The following is a 16627-nucleotide window of genomic DNA, read 5'->3' on the forward strand; positions in this document are numbered from 1 at the left end:
GAGACTGCCGCGAATCGCTCCCATGCTCGCCACACCCGGCGTCCTGCCGCCCGCCGGGCAGGACGCCCGATGGGCGTACGAGACCAAGCACGACGGCCAGCGTGCGGTGATCTACCTGCCCGGGGACGGCAGCGTGGTACTGCGCGCGCGCTCTGGGGAGGACATCACGGCCGCGTACCCGGAATTCGGTGCGCTGGGCGGCGTCCTCGGCCCGGTCCCCGCGATTCTGGACGGTGAGGTCCTGGTCCTGGACGAGCGGGGGCGTGGTGACTTCCAGCTCCTGCAGTCCCGCATGGGGCTGGCCCGGTCGCCGGCCAAGGCCGCCCGTCGTGCGGCGCAGACGCCCGCGCACCTCGTCCTGTTCGACGTCATGTATCTACGGGACGACGTGACCTCACTCCCCTACGTCCGGCGGCGGCAGGAACTGGAGGGGCTCGCCCTCGTCGGGCCGTTCTGGTCGACGCCTTCCGCGCTCGTCGGCCATGGGGAGCTGGCGTTGCGGGCGACGCGCGAGGGTGGCCTGGAGGGGCTGGTGTGCAAGCGGTTGGACTCCGTGTACGAGCCCGGGGTGCGCTCGCGCGCCTGGATCAAGATCCGCAACGCACGGACCGTGGACGTCGTCGTCGGCGGCTGGGTCCCGGGGAGGGGACGGCTCTCGGGGCTGCCGGGCGCGGTGCTCGTGGGCCAGCGTGATGCGGGGCGGCTGCGCTACGCCGGGAGTGTGGGCACCGGCTGGAGCGAGGCCGAGCGGTCGCAACTCGCCGAGCTGTTCCGGACCGCCGAGACCGACAGCTGCCCCTTCGACGAAGTCCCGCCGGTGGCCGCGGCGCACTGGGTCACACCGCGGCTCGTCGGCGAGGTCCGCTACAGCGCTCGTACCAAAGCCGGGCTGTTGCGGCAGCCGTCCTGGCTACGGCTTCGCCCCGACCTGACTCCCGAGGACTCAGCGGCCGACTTCCCCTAGGACACGCGAAAAGCGGCGCCGAGGCGATCTCGCACCGCGTGGGGGAATGCGCCGGGCGCCGGTTACGTCGTACCCGAGCCGCTCCCGCCACTGTCGCGGCCGGAGCCGCTGCCCCAGCGCCGTCGGCTCTGGTCGTCGGCGTGCTTGCTTCCCGAAGCGTGCATCTGGGTCGGCTTCAGCCGCTCGCTCTCGTCCGCGGCGCGCGGTACCTCGTCCGGTTCCCGCCTCTCCCGGAGTTCGTGGATCGCCCCGGAAGCGGGAAGGGTGGGCTGTTCTTCAGCGGTGGGCGGCCGCGACTCCTGGACCCGCACCCTGATGCCCATCCGGACAGCCCAGATGAGGCCGGCCACGATGATGAGACCCCCGATGAAGGCAGCGCCCGCTTTGAGTGCCCCGCTCGCTGCGATTACTTCATAGCTCGCCGTGTTCATTTTGCTCGAGTACCCGCAATGCCGGGGAAAAACCCGCTGAGTACTCCGTTCGGCGACGGCCGAATAGTTATATTCCGTCAAACGCTCTTATTCGCCCAATGCACTGTCTCGTCCGCGGGTTCTCCTACGGGCGGTGCGCGACCGCTCCGAACATCGTCACCGACATGTGCAGCGCCCCCTGCTCGGCGGCCTCGGTGATGTCGGCGTACAGGCGGTCGCGCTGTTCCTCTGTGATCAGTTCACGGCGTACGGCGGACTCGCCCAGCATGCGGATCAGCGGCCAGGCCACCGAGGTGTGGTCCTGGAGAAGCGCCTGCGATCCGCGGTCGTCGATCACCAGCCCGGCGGCCGTCAGCCGGCCCACCACTTTGCGCCCGGAGTAGGGGTCGGCCGCCGCGGACAGCGCGCCGGAGGTGACCGCCGCCACGGTCTCGGGGTCGCCGGGGTGCAGGATCGTGGTCGCCCAGTCGGTGTCGAGGAGGGCGACGCGGCCGCCGGGGCGCAGCACCCGGGCGATCTCGGCGACGGCCTTCTCCGGCTCCAGGAGGTGCTGGAGCACCCGCTCGCACCACACGATGTCGACCGAGGCGTCGGGCAGGTGCAGAACGAGCGCGTCGCCGTCCACGAAGCGGGCCTGGCTGCCGGCGGCCACCGCGCGCTGCTCGGCCACCATGCGCAGACCGTTGTTCGGCTCGATACCGAGGACCTCACCGTGCGGCGCGACGGCGGCCGCCAGCGCCTGGGTCTGTGATCCGGTGCCCGAGCCGATGTCGATCGCCCGTTCTCCGGGGCGAGCGGCGACCGCTGTGTGCGCCCATGCGCGCAGCCGTCGTACGCCGTCGTTGGTGTCCTGGGCGTCCAGGGCCGCCACCAGCCGGGCAACGCTCTCGGCGTTGATGTTCGGCGCGTGGAATTCCGAGGTAGGTCGTGTTTCCCCCATGCGGGTCACTCTATGGCCGACGGGGGCAGCTCCGCCCATCAGATCGTGTAACGCCTCAGAGCCGGTGTGGCGGTGGCCAGGACCAGCGTGGCGGCAATCACCAGCACGCCGCCGCCCACGACCGCGCCGCGGGCCCCGAAAACCGAGCCGGCGGTTCCGTGCAGGACGTCCGCGAGACGCGGGCCGCCCGCGACCACGACCGTGAACACGCCCTGCATGCGGCCGCGCATCTCGTCCGTGGCGGCGGAGAGCAGGATCGCGCCGCGGAAGACCATGGAGACCATGTCGGCGACTCCGGCCGCGGCGAGGAAGGCCACCGCCACCCACAGGCTGGTGCTCAGCCCGAATCCGGTGATGGCGGCTCCCCAGGCCACCACCGCGACGATGACCATGAGGCCGTGCCTGCGGAGCCGGGAGAACGTGCCCGACGCCAGGCCGCCGAGTACCGCGCCGATGGGGATCGCCGCGAAGAGGAGACCGAGCGCGAGTCCTTCGCCGTAGGGCGCGTACGTCTGGGCGGCGAGTTGCGGGAACAGGGCGCGGGGCATGCCGAAGACCATGGCGATGATGTCGGCGAGGAAGGACAGCAGCAGCACCTTGTGCAGGGCGATGTAGCGGAATCCGGCGGCGACCTCGTGCCATCCGGCCCGCTTGGACGCCGCCTCCGTCAGCGGCGGCAGCGCGGGAAGCCGCAGGACCGCCCACACGGTGACGCACAGGGCCACGGCGTCGATCAGATAGAGCTCGGCCAGGCCGATGACGGGGATGAGTGCGCCGGCGAGCAGCGGTCCGGCGACCAGGCCGGTCTGCATGACGGTCGAGCCGAGCGCGTTCGCCGCGGGAAGTTCGTGCTTGGGGACAAGGCGGGCGATGGAGGCTTGGCGGGCCGGGGAGTTCAGGCCGAAGAACGCCTGCTGGAGGGCGAGCAGCACCATCAGGACGAGAACCGAGTCGAGTCCGGCGGCGGCCTGTATCCAGAAGAGCACCGCCGTGACGGCCATGCCGGTGTTGGTGATCAGGAGCAGCTTGCGCCGGTCCATGCTGTCGGCGATCGCGCCGCCCCACAGCGCGAACACCACGAGAGGCAGCAGGCCGGCGATGCTGGCGTAGCCGACCCATGCCGAGGAGCCGGTGATGTCGTAGATCTGCTTGGGCACGGCGACCGCGGTGAGCTGACTGCCGACGGACGTGACGATGGTCGAGGACCACAGCCGGCGGAACGCCGGGCGCCGCAACGGCGTCGTGTCCATCGCCCAGCGACGCCATCCGGGCCTGCTCGCCGACACCGGCACCGGCACCAGTGGCTCGTCGTCCGTCGCGGGGTCGCTGTCCGTGCCGCTCTTGCTCGTGTCCACACTCGTCCTGGTTGCTCGCTACATCTTTTGTCTTCAGGGATCACTATGACCGAGTCGGATCCATGTGTGTCGGTGGGGTTCACACGCGTGTGCCCCTTCCAGGCGCACGACGGTCAGGCTCCCGCGACCAGCAGCGCGCCGGACCGGGTCGACGTTCCGCTGTTCCGGCAGCAGTGGGAAGTTCGGCTTTCCCCCGCTCGCCGCAGTGGCCGAGGCCATGGCGGCCGTCGTCTCCGAGACCCCGCCCCGAGACGCTCTTCGCCGGGCCGGATTCATGAATCACTCACTGCCGAGCGGCTCCTCAATTCCTGTGAACCGGGTATCTTCGCGCTGGGCACAGCAGATCGCGACGGCCGGAGGCGACCGGCGCGACCGTGCTCCGGTGGGCGTCGAGGTGCGGTCAGGGGCCTGGCAGGCGCATTCTTGCTGTGATACTCCCTGGCGGCGGGCGGACGAGGGCAGACCGATGACTGGGAGCGCCGAGCAAGAGGTCCGGGCGCTGGAAAGCCTGCCCACCTTGCTCACCGGTGCCGTGGCGGACGCCGTCCAGGCGGCCCGCGGCTTCGCGGGCGGCGTCTACCTGCGCTCGAGCACCCCCGGACTGCTGCGGATGGCCGTCCTCGCGGGTCTGCCGGGTCAGCTGTTCCGCTCCTGGTGGCGGATGCACGTGGATCTGCCGTTCCCGGTCGCCGACGTCCATCGGCTCGGTGAGGAGGTACTGCTCAACGATGCCACGGAGACCATGCGGCGCTACCCCCAGCTGGCGGCCGGGCTGCCGTTCCCGTTCGGTTCCCTGTACGTCCCCGTCGTGGGCGCGTCGACGTCCTTCGGGGTTCTGACGGTCCTGCGTCCGTCGGCCTCGGACGCCACCGAGGTGCTGCCCGACCGTGACCGGATGACGGCGGTGGCGGAGGAGCTGGGTGCCGCTCTGGCTGCACTGGACAAGGACAGCCCCGAGCTCGTCCTCTGGGACGACGAGCCGCTGTGTGTGCAGGCGCCCTCCGACGGTCCTTCCGCACGCTGTGTCGGAGGGTTCACCTGGGATCCGCAGGACGGCACGGTCACCGCGGACGACGCACTGCTCGGCACCACACCCGACGGCTTCGACGGCACGACGGAGGCGCTGGCCGACGCCCTGTCCCACGAGGATCCGCGCCTGCTGCTGACCGCCCTGCGGGAGACGGCCGCCGGCCGGCCGCCCGCTCAGCCGGTGCCGGTGCGCACCGCGGACGCCGAACTGCGTCTGCTGGCTCTGGGCACCTCGGCCACGGCTCCCGGACCGCCGTACCGGGTGAGCGGCGCGGTCATCGATCCGGGCCCGGGCCTGGCCGCGGACGGGGCGGCGGATCTCCTGCCGGAGGGCGTCTTCGCACTCGACCGGCTCGGGCTGATCACCTACAGCAACCCGCGCGCCGCCGAACTGCTCGGCCGGCCTCGCACCGAACTGCTGGGGAGGCCGCTCTGGGAGGCCGTGCCCTGGCTGAACCGGCCCTCGTACGAGGATCATGTGCGCGGCGCCCTGCTGTCACCGGATCCCGTGCACTTCCAGGTCAGACGCCCGCACGGAAACGGTCATGGGCAGACACCGGGACGGCACGGCGGTGAGTGGCTCACGATGTCCATCTACGCCGGGCCGGACAGCCTGACGTGCAAGCTCGTGCCCATGGGGCGGGTGGCGGACGCCGCCGGGGGCGATCCGTTCGAGTCGACGGGCCGATGGGGGGCCGAGGTCGACGAACCGACGGACGGCGCCGCCACGACTGCGTCGCTGTACCGGCCCATCGTCCTCGCCATCGCGCTGACCGAGGCGGTGACGGCACGCCAGGTGTCCGAGGTGGTGATGCGGGAGCTGCTGCCCGCGTTCGGCGGCCGCCGGCTCGCCATCTATCTGCTCCAGGACCGGCGCCTGTACCTGGCCTGGGAGACCGGCTTCCCCGAGGGGTTCCTCGCCCCCTTCGACGGCGTGGGTCTGGACACCCGGCTGCCGGGGGTCGAAACGCTCACCAGTGGTCGGCCGCTCTTCTACGAGTCGATGCAGCAGCTCACCGCGGCCTATCCCGGCATCGCGCTGGACGCCGAGGAGGGATCCCGGGCCTTCCTGCCGCTGATCGCCTCCGGGCGGCCGGTCGGCTCCTGCATCCTCGGCTTCGACCGTTCGCGCGCCTTCAGCACTGAGGAGCGTACGGTTCTGACGGCGCTCGCCGGGCTGATCGCCCAGGCCATGGAGCGAGCCCGGCGCTACGACAACGAGTCCGCTCTCGCCCGCGGTCTCCAGGAGGCCCTGCTCCCGCACCGCCTCTCCGCGCACCCCCTGGTGACCACCGCCGGGCGGTATCTGCCCGGCACCCTGGGCATGGACGTGGGCGGCGACTGGTACGACGTCGTGGAGGCGGGCGACGGGCTGGCCCTGGTCATCGGCGACGTCCAGGGGCACGGTGTCCAGGCCGCGGCCACCATGGGCCAACTGCGCAGTGCGGTAAGGGCGTTCGCGCTCAGCGACCGCTCCCCGGACGAGGTGATGAGCGGCACCAACCGGCTGCTCATCGACCTCGACCCCGGCCAGTTCGCCAGCTGCTGCTACGTACGCCTGGATCCGGTCACCGGTATCGCGCGGGCTGCCCGGGCCGGGCATCCGCAGCCCCTGCTGCGCCACCCCGACGGCCGTACGGAGATCCTCGACCTGCCCGGCGGAGTGGTGCTCGGGGTGGATCCGCAGGCCCAGTACCCGGTGACCGAGCTGCTACTGGAGCCCGGTGCCATCCTGGCCCTCTACACGGACGGTCTGGTCGAGCGGCCCGGCACCGACATAGACGAGGGCGTCGAGACCCTCCGCGCGAGCCTGGCCCGAGCGGCCGTGCGGCGCGGACGGGCGGGCGGCCCCTCCGTTTCCGCCGCGGCCGACCTGCTCACCGCAGAGGCCCGGCAGGCCACCGAGCGCCCCGACGACATCGCCCTCCTCCTCACCACACGCCGGTCCCCGAGCGAAGAGGGCACATAGGCTTGAAGGTCACTTCACGTCAAGGCATCCGGCATCCGGCATCCCAGGTCGGGTCGGGTCGGGTCGGGGAGCACCTGTCACCGCGCGGAACCCTTGAACGGGCCCTCCAGGGCCGCCCACTGCAACAGCATGATCGTCTTCGCGTCGGCGATCTCGCCGGTGCAGATCATCTCCAGGGCCCGACGGAAGGGCAGTTCGACGATCTCGATGTCCTCGCCCTCCTCGTCCAGCCCGCCGCCTTCGTGGGTACGGGTCGAGGGACCGTAGGAGGCGGCGTAGAAACTGACCCGCTCGGTGACCGAACCCGGGCTCATATAGACGTCGAAGACGTGGTGGACGTCGCCGACGGTGTGCCCGGTCTCCTCGATGACCTCGCGGCGTACGGCGACCTCGGGATGTTCGTCGTCCTCGTCGAGCAGGCCGCCCGGTGTCTCGACCAGCATCCCGTCGGGGTGTCCGTTGACGTACACGGGGTAGCGGAACTGCCTTGTCAGCAGCACGGTTTCGCGCTCGGTGTCGTACAGCAGGAGGGTGGCTCCGTTGCCGCGGTCGTGCGTCTCGCGCTCCTGGGTGCTCCAGGTGCCGTCCGCGCGCTGGAAGTCGAAGGTCGTGGTGCGCTGCACGTACCAGTGGCTGGACAGGAGTGTCACCTCCCGGATCTTGATCCGGGGGTTGCCGGTCAGGTCGCGGCCGACCTGGTCGAGTCCGGTGCGGCCTCGGCGGTCCGGGGTGTCGATGCCGGCGGTCATCGGGCGGGGGCCTGGCGGGAGCGCGAAAGGTTGTTCACGCGCACTGTCTACCATCACGACCCGAACACCGAACCCACAGCCGGGTATCGCCCGTCTAGGCTCACGGCATGGAACAGACGGAGATCATCCTGCGAGCCATCGGCGTCCTCACCGAGACCAACGCCATGGTCCGCAGGATTGCCCAGTCCGATGACGACGAGGCCGACGACACCGAGGTCGAGTCGGCCGAGACGCAGCTCGGCGCGCTCGTGACGGAGGTTTTCCCCAGGGTCGAAGTGCCCTCCGACGCCGGACCCGCCGAGGCGGGCCAGGCCGTCGCGGACGCCTACCTGCCCGCCACCATCTCCCTGGTGGGCGCCTTCGCCTTCCTCTTCTCCGAACTCGCCGACCTCCATGACTCCGGACGTACCGACGTCAAGACGGCCGACCTGCTCCAGGATCTCGCCCTGCGTATGTCGAGGGCCGACAGCGCGTAGGAGTCACTCGCCGGTGGTCAGGTGGACCACGTTCGACACTTCGCCGTAGGTGAAGGCCCGGACTCGGTAGGAAGCCTGCTTCTCCGTGGGCAGGGTGATCAGTCCGGTGGAGTTGATGTCGGGATCGAGGACCACGAGGGGCTCGTACTCGGTGCTTTCCGGCGTACGAGCCTCCAGGAGGAAGCCCGCTTCGTCGGATGCGTGGTCCGTCCACGTGAACTGGATGCCGTTCGCATGCTTGACCACGGCCTTGAATCCGGTGGGTGCGCCCGCACCGGAGACCTTGAGGGGCCGCCCCGGGACGACGCGTGCCGGGTCCTTGCGGGCGGGGAGCCAGTCGTGGCCCGAGTCCTCGTCCGCTTGTGTCAGTTCCCCGGGCGGGAGGGAGACGCTCAGCGGGGCCGAGGCCGGGCCGTGAAAGGCGCGAAGCCGGTAGAAGAAGGTCGTGTTCGGCATCAGATCGGGGTGCCGGTAGGCCGTCACGCCCGGCGGGAGGTACTGGAGGACGGTGTACGGGCCCGACTCCTCGGTCGCGAACTCCAGTGCGTGGCCGGATGCTCCTGAGCTGTCCTTCTGCCAGCTCAGATCGATGTCCGTGGGAGAGGTGAGGGAGGCGCGCAGCGCGGAGCCCGCTGCGGCGGCGACGGCGGCGTCGCGACCGGCCTCGTCGGTCGTCTGCGGCGCGGAGCAGGCCGACAGTGCCAGCAGGAGCACTGTCGGCGCTGCGATGCGCAGGGATGTCCGCATGCGGTGACCGCTACTTGCGCCAGAACTGGACGTTGCTCCAGACGACGGTCGCCGGTCCGGTGCCGCTGTCGGTGCGGTAGGCGCCGAACTTGTCGTAGAAGCTTCCGGACGGGCTGGCGTAGGTGTGCTGGAGCGAGCCGTTGATGTAGGTGCGGTGCGAAGTGCCCACCTGGTGGACCGTGTTGACACGGACCGTGGCCCCGACGGTGCCCGCGTTGGAGAGCGTGGCGCCACCGTGGACCGCGTAGAGCCTTCCACCGCGTTCGACCGCGAGCATGAAGTAAGGGCCCGCCGCCGACTCGTTGAACGTCTGCTTGAGGCTGATCCGGGTACCGCTGAGGCTGGAGATCCTGAAATAGCCCTCGAATTGGCGCGTACCGCCGGTGTACGTGGCGTACCGCCGCTCGGCCCGCTGGTCCCCGCTTGCGGTGGAGCAGGTGAGCGTGAACGTCAGGCCGGAGACCGTACCGCAGCCCCGCTCCTGCACCGTGTACGTGGGCGAGACAGATGTCCAGCCGCCGGGTTCCACTTCGGCGAAGGCCGACGGCGCGGCCAGTAACGACGAGGCGCACACCGCGCCGGCCACACCGAGTGTTCGAAGACGTGTGAGCATCCGGGCTCCCTTGGGTGGGGGGTGCTGACGTTCACGTGGGTGAACTTCAGCCCAGTCTTTGAACGGTTGACTGGAAGGTAGGACTAGACCAAGTTTTCGTCAAGAGCCCCTGCGCACACCCGTGTTCACGGCCTGGCGGCGGTCCGGTCACCTCTTCTGCTCGACGCGCACCCAGTCGATCTCGGCCTGCACTCCCCCGGCCGCGACCTTGTCCACGCTCGACTGCGGCAGACCCCAGTAGGGCGTGGTGACCTGGTTCCAGCCCGCCGGGTAGGCCCCGCCCAGGGCGAGGTTGAGGATGACGTACTGGTTGTGGTTGAAGACCCACTGACCTCGGGTCGACTCCAGCTTGTTGCGCGTCGTCTCCTGGACGAGCACGTCGTCGACGTAGAAGCGCATGCCGGTCGGTGTCCACTCCACCGCGTAGTTGTGCCACGCGTCCACGCGGCCTGCGGCCGGGAAGATCTGGCGGGCGCCGATGTTCCCGTCGGCCGAGTAGCCCGGGCCGTGCAGGGCGGTGCTGGTCCAGTCCGCGTAGCCGACGTTCTCCATGATGTCGGTCTCGCCGGACGCGGGCCACGAGACGTTCGGATCGTCGACGTTGCTGCCGAGCAGCCAGAAGGCGGGCCAGAAGCCGTCGCCCACCGGCAGTTTGATACGGGCGCTGACCTTCCCGTACGTGAAGTCGAACTTGGTGCTGGTGTCGATGCGGCCGGAGGTGAAGTCGTAGGTTCCGGCCGGTGTCGCGGTGCAGTCGTCGCAGTACCTGGACTTCAGCAACAGGCTGCCGTTCTGGGTGACGATGTTGTCGGTGGAGTCGACGTACGCCTGGGACTCCCCGTTGACCGGTCCCATCTCATAACCGGTGCGCACGACCCGCCACTTGGAGCGGTCCAGGCTCGCCCCCGTGAAGTCGTCGAAGAACGTCGTCTGGTACGTCCCCGACTGTTCACCGGGCAGGGCGGGGTACGCGGCCGCGGCGCTGCCACCGGTGCCCCAGACCTGGAACTCGTAGAGCGAGTAGCCGAATTGGGCGGTCGCGGGCGCCGGGTTGTAGAAGGAGCGGCGCTCCTTGCCGAGCATCCGCACATACCGTCCGGTCGCGGGCGTCGCCAGCGTGACCGTGTCGCGGCGGCCCACCGCGTCCGCCGGGGCCTTCACGTCGGCGCGGCGGGCGGCGACCTCCGCGGCGGACGGCTGGTAGACGGTGCGCCAGTCCACGTTGTCGTCGGAGACCTGGAGTTGGTAGTCGACCGCGAAGGCCGCCTCCCAGTACAGGTCGACGGAGTTGATGGTCGAGGTGGCGCCCAGGTCGACGGAGACCCAACGGTTGGCGTTCCAGTCGCTGGACCAGCGGGTCTGGTCGGCCTTGAGGTCGGCGGGCCAGCCGCCGTCGGTGACGAAGGCGGGTGAATTGCCGGCGTGCTGGTAGAGGTTGGAGTAGGCGGGGTGGTTGAGGGCGAGGTTCGTACGGGTCGTCGAGGCAGGGGCCGGTTCGCCGCCGTAGATCTTGAACGCGAACAGTGAGTAGCCGTACGACGTGGCACGTTCGACTCCGCGCAGCCGCACATAGCGGCCCGTGACCTCCTGCGGGTACGTGTGCGCGGTGACCGATCCTCCGGTGCCGGCGGTCTCGGTGTAGAAGGGCGTCCAGTCGGTGCCGTTCTTGGACACCTCCAGGACGTACCGCTTGCCGTAGGCCGCCTCCCAGTCCAGGACGACCCGGTCGACGCGGAGGGTGGAGCCGAGGTCGACGCGGATCCACGCGTCGTCCGCGAACTGGCTGGACCAGCGGGTGGCGGCGTTGCCGTCGAAGGCGAGGCCCGGGCCGGCGCCGGCGTTCTCGCTTCCCGAGGCGGTGACCGCGGCGGGGTTCACGGCGTAGGCGGCCGCGGCCTGGTCGGCGTCCCAGGCCGCGACGGCCGCCACGGATTCGGCCGCCGGGCCGGCGAAGGCCTGTCCTGCCGCCAGCAGCGACAGGGCGGACAGGGTGGCCAGCGCGGTCATGACGGTGCGTGGAGGTGGAGTACGGGATGGCATGCGGCTCTCCTAAGGAGTTGGGGGTGCCAGTGCTCCGTGCGGGTGTGCGGCGGTTCGCTCCGAGGCCGCCGTCCTGCGGCCGGGGAGCTCGGACGTCGGCGTGCTCCGGTACTGCCGGTGGGCTCCGGTACTGCCGGTGGGCTCCAGTACTGCCGGTGGGCTCCAGTACTGCCGGTGGGCTCCGGTACTGCCGGTGGGCTCCGCCCGGCAGTGTGTGTGGGGGGGGGTGTGGGGTGCTCGGCGGCCTTAGGCCGTCGGCGCCGACCGGCGCGTGATCATTTCCGTCGGCAGGACGACGGGATCGGTCGGCAGTTCCTCACCCGCCAGACGGGTGAGGAGCATGCGTGCGGCCGTCTCCCCCATCTCCCGCATGGGCTGGCGGACCGTGCTCAGTGAGGGCTCGGTGTGCGGGGCCATCGGGATGTCGTCGAAGCCGATCACCGAGACGTCCTCCGGCACGCTCATCCTGGCGTCCCGCAGGGCGCCCAGGACGCCCACCGCCGCGAGGTCGTTGTGTGCGAAGACGGCGTCGAACTCCCGTCCCTCGGAGAGCAGTCGGCGCACGACCTCGCGGCCGTCGGTCTCGGTGAAGTCGCCCTCGACGACCAGATCGAGCCCGACGCCGTGCTCGGCGAAGGTGGCACGGAACCCGGCGAGCCGGTCTCGTACGCAACCGAACCGTGCGGGCCCGGTGAGCACCAGTGGCTTGCGCCGGCCAGCGGCCAGAAGGTGGCGGGCCGCGGAGGCCCCGCCCTCGAAGTTGGTGGCCGTGACGGACGGGAACTCGGGGTGGTGTCCGCGGTCGTCGATCAGGACGACGGGCAGCCCCTCGCGGTGCAGCGCCGTCAGCATGTCGAGGGTGTTCTCCGGCTCCACCACGAGCAGCCCGTCGAAGGCCCGCGCCGACACCTGACTGGTGAAGCGACGGACGGATTCCGTGCCCCGGTTGCAGGTGAACAGCAGCAGACCGAAGTCGGCGGCTTCCACGGTGTCGACGACGCCCTGCAGCACCTCGCCCATCCACGGCCAGGTCAGCGAGGGCACCAGCATGCCCACGGTCCGGCTGCTGCCCCGGGCCAGGCCGACCGCACCCGAACTGGGCACATATCCCATGCGGTTGATGACCTCACGGACCCGGGCGGCCGTCGACGCGTCGACCTCGCCCCGGGTGTTGAGCACCCGGGAAACGGTCGTCTTGCTCACGCCCGCCGCGTGGGCCACGTCGGCGATGGTCACAGCCATGACTGCCTCCCGGAACACGGGGGTCGCGTCTTCGCGCCCAGGGCCGGTACCGGTACCGGAACCGGTTCCGGCGCTGGGCGGGGAGTCAACCGGACTGTCATGTTGTCGTCAATAGTTCACGCCAAAACTGCTTCTCCCCGGCCCCAACGTGCCTGCCGCGTACGGGACTTGAACGCTGCCGGACAGAGTGGTGCCCAGCGCCGATAATCGCGTGTAAGAGCAGCCCGCAGCGAAGAGCCGACTTGTTCACCGCGCCTGACCAGGGGCACCGCCGTCTCAACGCCCGTACGACCGGGGACGAGCGCGGCATGCTGGTCTGCGTGCCGGCGGCCCAGCGCGCGACGCTGGAGCTCAAGTGCGCGGGCCCGGGTGCGGAGTTGTCCCGGCGGTCCGTGGAACCCTCGACGCTTTCGCTCCTCGGGCTGGTCAGACACCTCGCCGATGTGGAGCGCCGCTGGTTCCGGAGCGTGCTGGCCGGGCAGGACGCGTCGTCCCGGTTCGCCACCGAAGCCGCTCCCGACGAGGACTTCGACGGAGCGGTGGCCGACCCCGCGGTCGCCGCCACGGCCTGGGAGGCCTGGCGCGCCGAGGTGGCGTTCGCCGAACGCTTCCTCACCGAGGCGCCCGATCTGGACGTCGAGGGCCAGGACTCCCGGCTCGGGGCGGTGTCGCTGCGCTGGGTGCTGATCCACATGATCGAGGAGTACGCCCGCCACAACGGCCACGCCGACCTGCTCCGCGAACGCATCGACGGAGCGGTCGGGCTGTGAGCGGGCCTCGGCGTATGAGACACCCTCGACGCGTGAGTCGGCCTTCAACGTGCGAGGCACCCTCGGCACGTGAGCCGCCCTCGGTGCAGGAGCGGCCCTCGGTGCAGGAGCGACCCTCGGTGCGTGAGGCACCCCAAGACCGGCGGCCTGTGAGCCACCCCCGAAACCGGCTCCGCGCCGGTCCTCAGGCGTGCGGGACGACCGCCACGGGGCACGGCGCGTGGTGCATCACCGCGTGCGCCACCGATCCGATCCGTGATCCCACCGCCGAGCGTTCGGCGCGGCGCTGGACGACCATCAGCTGGGCCCGCGCGGCCAACGAGAGCAACACCTGCCCGGCGCTGCCCATCTCGACGTACTCGGTGACAGGCACCGCGGGAAACCGTTCGCGCCACGGCTTCACCGCCTCGGCGAGAGCCTTCTTCTCGAACGGCTCCAGGCCGCCGGCCTCGTCGAGCAGCTTCAGCGAGCCGGGGCTGTAGGCGAACAGGGGCGGCAGGCTCCACGCACGGACCACGCGCACGGAGGCGCCGCGGGCCGCCGCCGTCTCGAACGCGAATTGGAGGCCGGCGGCGCTGTCGTCCGGGCCGCCCTGCTGTCCCACGACGATCTCGCGGCCGGCCGCCTCGGACGTGGCACGGTCATCGGCACGTACCAGCACGACGGGACGGGCGGCCTCGGCGATCACCTGCTGTCCGACCGAACCGATCAGGAAGCCGACGATCGCTCCGTGCCCGCGCGAACCCAGGACCAGCGTCTCGGCGTCCGAGGCCGCGGAGACCAGTGAGTCGACCACGCTCCCGACCAGGACCTCGGCCGAAACGGCGAGGCCGGCATGCCGTTCGGCTACCGTGCGGGCGGCCTCCTCCGCCAGTTCCCGCGCCCACTGCGCCTGTTCCTCAGGGTCAGGCCCGCCGACCAGTTCGTGCGGTTTCCCGTGCCAGGCATACACCACCCGCAGGGGTAGTCGGCGCCGGACGGCCTCCCTGGCGGCCCACGTCACGGCGGCCCGGCTCTCGTCCGATCCGTCCACGCCCACGGTGATCGGGTGCGTCATACATCCGCCTCTCTTTCGGCTACGAACACGGCCTGCCGACCTCTCCACAGCCGCCGACAGTCGAGCGGCGCACTCCAGCGTGGGAGTTTGTCCGCCCGCCCCCGCACCTTAGGGGCCCGCTTGTCGTAGCTGTCGTAGAGCGCTCTCAGGGAAGGGGGTGCAGGACGCCGACCGGCGAGCGCTCCGCGCGGCCGAGCCTGCCGTTCGCGCACCTCTTGAACGCGATCGACGCTCCTACGCAAGAGACCGTTCGGCCGCATAAGGGCATGAACTAGCGCATAACGCCGACCAGTTGACCGTTCACTCGGCAACAACATTCGGGATCCCGGTCACAACTCTTGACGCCTGGTTCACACGGATGAAGCATGCATCGGCAAGAGAGCGCTCCCCGCACCTTCCCCCGTTCACTTCCTGAACCAGGAGAGTCGCCCCCCATGCCCTCTGACTTCACAGATTCCTCGGACTCCGTCCCCGCCACGCCCGCTCGCCGGTCCGTTCTCGGAGCGATGGCCGCCGCGGCGGCCGCGCCCGCACTGCTCGGCCTGTCCACGCCGGCATCCGCCGCGCCCGTCAAGCCGCTGGCCCTGCCAGGCGGCGGTGACCTCGGCCCCAACGTCATCGTCTTCGACCCCTCCACCCCGGGTATCCAGGCCAGACTGGACCAGGTGTTCGCGCAGCAGGAGACGGCCCAGTTCGGCACGGGTCGCTACCAGTTCCTGTTCAAGCCGGGCACCTACAACGGGCTCAACGCCCAACTCGGCTTCTACACCTCGATCTCGGGCCTCGGCTTGTCCCCGGACGACACGTCGATCAACGGCGACATCACCGTCGACGCGGGCTGGTTCGGCGGCAACGCCACGCAGAACTTCTGGCGTTCGGCGGAGAACCTCGCGATCACGCCCGTCAACGGCACCAACCGGTGGGCCGTCGCGCAGGCCGCGCCCTTCCGGCGGATGCACGTCAGGGGCGGCCTCAACCTCTCCCCCAACGGCTACGGCTGGGCCAGCGGCGGCTACATCGCCGACAGCCGCATCGACGGCACGGTCGGGCCGTACTCCCAGCAGCAGTGGTACACCCGCGACAGCTTTGTGGGCGGCTGGCTCAACGCCGTCTGGAACATGGTCTTCTCGGGCGTCGACGGTGCCCCGGCGCAGACCTTCCCGACCCCGCCGTACACTACGCTCACCTACACGCCGATCTCCCGCGAGAAGCCGTTCCTGTACCTCAACGGCGCCGAGTACCGCGTCTTCCTCCCGGAGAAGCGCGTCAACGCGCGCGGCACGACCTGGGGAGCCGGTACGCCTCGCGGTACGTCACTGGCGCTGACGCAGTTCTACGTGGCCAAGCCCGGTGTCACCGCCGCCACCCTCAACGAGGCGCTCACACAAGGCCTCCATCTGCTGCTGACGCCGGGGATCTACCACCTCGACCAGCCGATCCAGGTCAACAACGCCAACACCGTGGTCCTCGGCCTCGGTTACGCCACCCTGATCCCGGACAACGGCGTCACCGCGCTCAAGGTGGCCGACGTCGACGGCGTCCGCCTCGCGGGCTTCCTCATCGACGCGGGCACCGTCAACTCCGCCACTCTGCTGGAGGTCGGGCCCACCGGGGCTTCGGCGGACCACTCCGTCAACCCGACCACCGTGCAGGACGTCTTCGTCCGCATCGGCGGCGCGGGCGCCGGCAAGGCCACCACCAGCATCGTCATCAACAGCCGCAACACCATCATCGACCACACCTGGATCTGGCGCGCCGACCATGGCACGGGAGTCGGCTGGGAGACCAACCGGGCCGACTACGGCCTCCGCGTCAACGGCAACAACGTGCTGGCCACCGGGCTGTTCGTCGAGCACTTCAACAAGTACGACGTCCAGTGGTTCGGCCAGGGCGGTCGCACGATCTTCTTCCAGAACGAGAAGGCGTACGACGCGCCGAACCAGGCCGCCATCCAGAACGGCTCCATCAAGGGGTACGCGGCCTACAAGGTCGCCGACACCGTGACCACGCACGAGGCATGGGGCCTGGGCAGCTACTGCTACTACAACGTCGATCCGACGATCCTCCAGCACAACGGATTCGCGACGCCGGTCAATGCGAACGTGAAGTTCCACAACATCATGGTCGTCTCGCTGGGCGGTCAGGGTCAGTACGAGCGCGTCATCAACGACACGGGCTCGCCGACCTCGGGCACCACCACCGTTCCCTCGGTGGTGGTCAACTTCCCCTGACCGCACCGCTGTCC

Annotated in this window: 14 protein-coding genes; 5 read left to right on the forward strand and 9 right to left on the reverse strand. The window is 70.2% G+C overall.

The annotated features are described in order from the left end of the window. The first annotated feature begins 22 nt into the window (after positions 1-22). Positions 23-964, forward strand: coding sequence for an ATP-dependent DNA ligase (locus ACIPC1_RS18605; RefSeq protein WP_402518233.1), 942 nt, complete (start codon positions 23-25; stop codon positions 962-964). Between the two features lie 62 nt (positions 965-1026). Here ACIPC1_RS18605 and ACIPC1_RS18610 read toward each other — a convergent pair whose 3' ends face one another. From ACIPC1_RS18610 to ACIPC1_RS18620, 3 genes are all read right to left on the reverse strand, one after another. Continuing rightward, entirely contained in the window at positions 1027-1395 is a 369-nt protein-coding gene (locus ACIPC1_RS18610) for a DUF6479 family protein (protein ID WP_402518234.1), read from the reverse strand. A 124-nt stretch (positions 1396-1519) separates the two neighbouring features. Next, positions 1520-2335 (reverse strand): methyltransferase domain-containing protein, encoded by an 816-nt coding sequence (locus ACIPC1_RS18615; protein WP_402518236.1) that lies wholly within the window; start codon positions 2333-2335, stop codon positions 1520-1522. Positions 2336-2373: 38 nt separating this feature from the next. Continuing rightward, complete coding sequence (locus ACIPC1_RS18620) at positions 2374-3690, reverse strand: MFS transporter (protein WP_402518238.1); 1317 nt, start codon at positions 3688-3690, stop codon at positions 2374-2376. Positions 3691-4156: 466 nt separating this feature from the next. On the opposite strand from ACIPC1_RS18620, the gene ACIPC1_RS18625 reads away from it, so the two are divergent. Continuing rightward, entirely contained in the window at positions 4157-6688 is a 2532-nt protein-coding gene (locus ACIPC1_RS18625) for a SpoIIE family protein phosphatase (RefSeq protein WP_402518239.1), read from the forward strand. A 77-nt stretch (positions 6689-6765) separates the two neighbouring features. Here the strand turns inward: ACIPC1_RS18625 and ACIPC1_RS18630 are convergent, their stop codons facing one another. Beyond that, positions 6766-7437, reverse strand: coding sequence for an NUDIX domain-containing protein (locus ACIPC1_RS18630; protein WP_402518242.1), 672 nt, complete (start codon positions 7435-7437; stop codon positions 6766-6768). Positions 7438-7544: 107 nt separating this feature from the next. On the opposite strand from ACIPC1_RS18630, the gene ACIPC1_RS18635 reads away from it, so the two are divergent. Further along, on the forward strand, positions 7545-7913 hold the full coding sequence (locus tag ACIPC1_RS18635; protein ID WP_402518244.1) for a hypothetical protein: 369 nt from the start codon (positions 7545-7547) through the stop codon (positions 7911-7913). 3 nt (positions 7914-7916) lie between these two features. Here ACIPC1_RS18635 and ACIPC1_RS18640 read toward each other — a convergent pair whose 3' ends face one another. The 4 genes from ACIPC1_RS18640 to ACIPC1_RS18655 form a co-directional block, all read right to left on the reverse strand. Beyond that, entirely contained in the window at positions 7917-8660 is a 744-nt protein-coding gene (locus ACIPC1_RS18640; protein WP_402518245.1) for a fibronectin type III domain-containing protein, read from the reverse strand. Between the two features lie 10 nt (positions 8661-8670). Continuing rightward, positions 8671-9273, reverse strand: a complete 603-nt coding sequence (locus ACIPC1_RS18645) for a hypothetical protein (RefSeq protein ID WP_402518247.1) — start codon at positions 9271-9273, stop codon at positions 8671-8673. 147 nt (positions 9274-9420) lie between these two features. Further along, complete coding sequence (locus ACIPC1_RS18650) at positions 9421-11313, reverse strand: discoidin domain-containing protein (protein WP_402518249.1); 1893 nt, start codon at positions 11311-11313, stop codon at positions 9421-9423. Between the two features lie 246 nt (positions 11314-11559). Beyond that, positions 11560-12555, reverse strand: a complete 996-nt coding sequence (locus ACIPC1_RS18655) for a LacI family DNA-binding transcriptional regulator (protein WP_402518250.1) — start codon at positions 12553-12555, stop codon at positions 11560-11562. Between the two features lie 242 nt (positions 12556-12797). On the opposite strand from ACIPC1_RS18655, the gene ACIPC1_RS18660 reads away from it, so the two are divergent. Beyond that, complete coding sequence (locus ACIPC1_RS18660; RefSeq protein ID WP_402518252.1) at positions 12798-13325, forward strand: DinB family protein; 528 nt, start codon at positions 12798-12800, stop codon at positions 13323-13325. Positions 13326-13509: 184 nt separating this feature from the next. Here ACIPC1_RS18660 and ACIPC1_RS18665 read toward each other — a convergent pair whose 3' ends face one another. Beyond that, on the reverse strand, positions 13510-14382 hold the full coding sequence (locus ACIPC1_RS18665) for a universal stress protein (RefSeq protein WP_402518254.1): 873 nt from the start codon (positions 14380-14382) through the stop codon (positions 13510-13512). Between the two features lie 434 nt (positions 14383-14816). Between ACIPC1_RS18665 and ACIPC1_RS18670 the strand changes: the two genes are divergently transcribed. Beyond that, positions 14817-16613 carry a coagulation factor 5/8 type domain-containing protein gene (locus ACIPC1_RS18670; protein ID WP_402518256.1) on the forward strand — a complete coding sequence of 599 codons (1797 nt, stop codon included), beginning with the start codon at positions 14817-14819 and terminating at the stop codon, positions 16611-16613. Positions 16614-16627: the final 14 nt, after the last annotated feature.

Source organism: Streptomyces sp. NPDC087263 (assembly GCF_044744645.1).
Classification (GTDB): Bacteria; Actinomycetota; Actinomycetes; order Streptomycetales; family Streptomycetaceae; genus Streptomyces.

Coding starts and splice junctions, on each gene's coding strand:
- ACIPC1_RS18650 (WP_402518249.1), bottom strand. CDS start 11,313: ATGCCATCCCGTACTCCACCTCCACGCACCGTCATGACCGCGCTGGCC.
- ACIPC1_RS18665 (WP_402518254.1), bottom strand. CDS start 14,382: ATGACGCACCCGATCACCGTGGGCGTGGACGGATCGGACGAGAGCCGG.
- ACIPC1_RS18670 (WP_402518256.1), top strand. CDS start 14,817: ATGCCCTCTGACTTCACAGATTCCTCGGACTCCGTCCCCGCCACGCCC.
- ACIPC1_RS18615 (WP_402518236.1), bottom strand. CDS start 2,335: ATGGGGGAAACACGACCTACCTCGGAATTCCACGCGCCGAACATCAAC.
- ACIPC1_RS18655 (WP_402518250.1), bottom strand. CDS start 12,555: ATGGCTGTGACCATCGCCGACGTGGCCCACGCGGCGGGCGTGAGCAAG.
- ACIPC1_RS18630 (WP_402518242.1), bottom strand. CDS start 7,437: ATGACCGCCGGCATCGACACCCCGGACCGCCGAGGCCGCACCGGACTC.
- ACIPC1_RS18605 (WP_402518233.1), top strand. CDS start 23: ATGCTCGCCACACCCGGCGTCCTGCCGCCCGCCGGGCAGGACGCCCGA.
- ACIPC1_RS18645 (WP_402518247.1), bottom strand. CDS start 9,273: ATGCTCACACGTCTTCGAACACTCGGTGTGGCCGGCGCGGTGTGCGCC.
- ACIPC1_RS18640 (WP_402518245.1), bottom strand. CDS start 8,660: ATGCGGACATCCCTGCGCATCGCAGCGCCGACAGTGCTCCTGCTGGCA.
- ACIPC1_RS18610 (WP_402518234.1), bottom strand. CDS start 1,395: ATGAACACGGCGAGCTATGAAGTAATCGCAGCGAGCGGGGCACTCAAA.
- ACIPC1_RS18625 (WP_402518239.1), top strand. CDS start 4,157: ATGACTGGGAGCGCCGAGCAAGAGGTCCGGGCGCTGGAAAGCCTGCCC.
- ACIPC1_RS18635 (WP_402518244.1), top strand. CDS start 7,545: ATGGAACAGACGGAGATCATCCTGCGAGCCATCGGCGTCCTCACCGAG.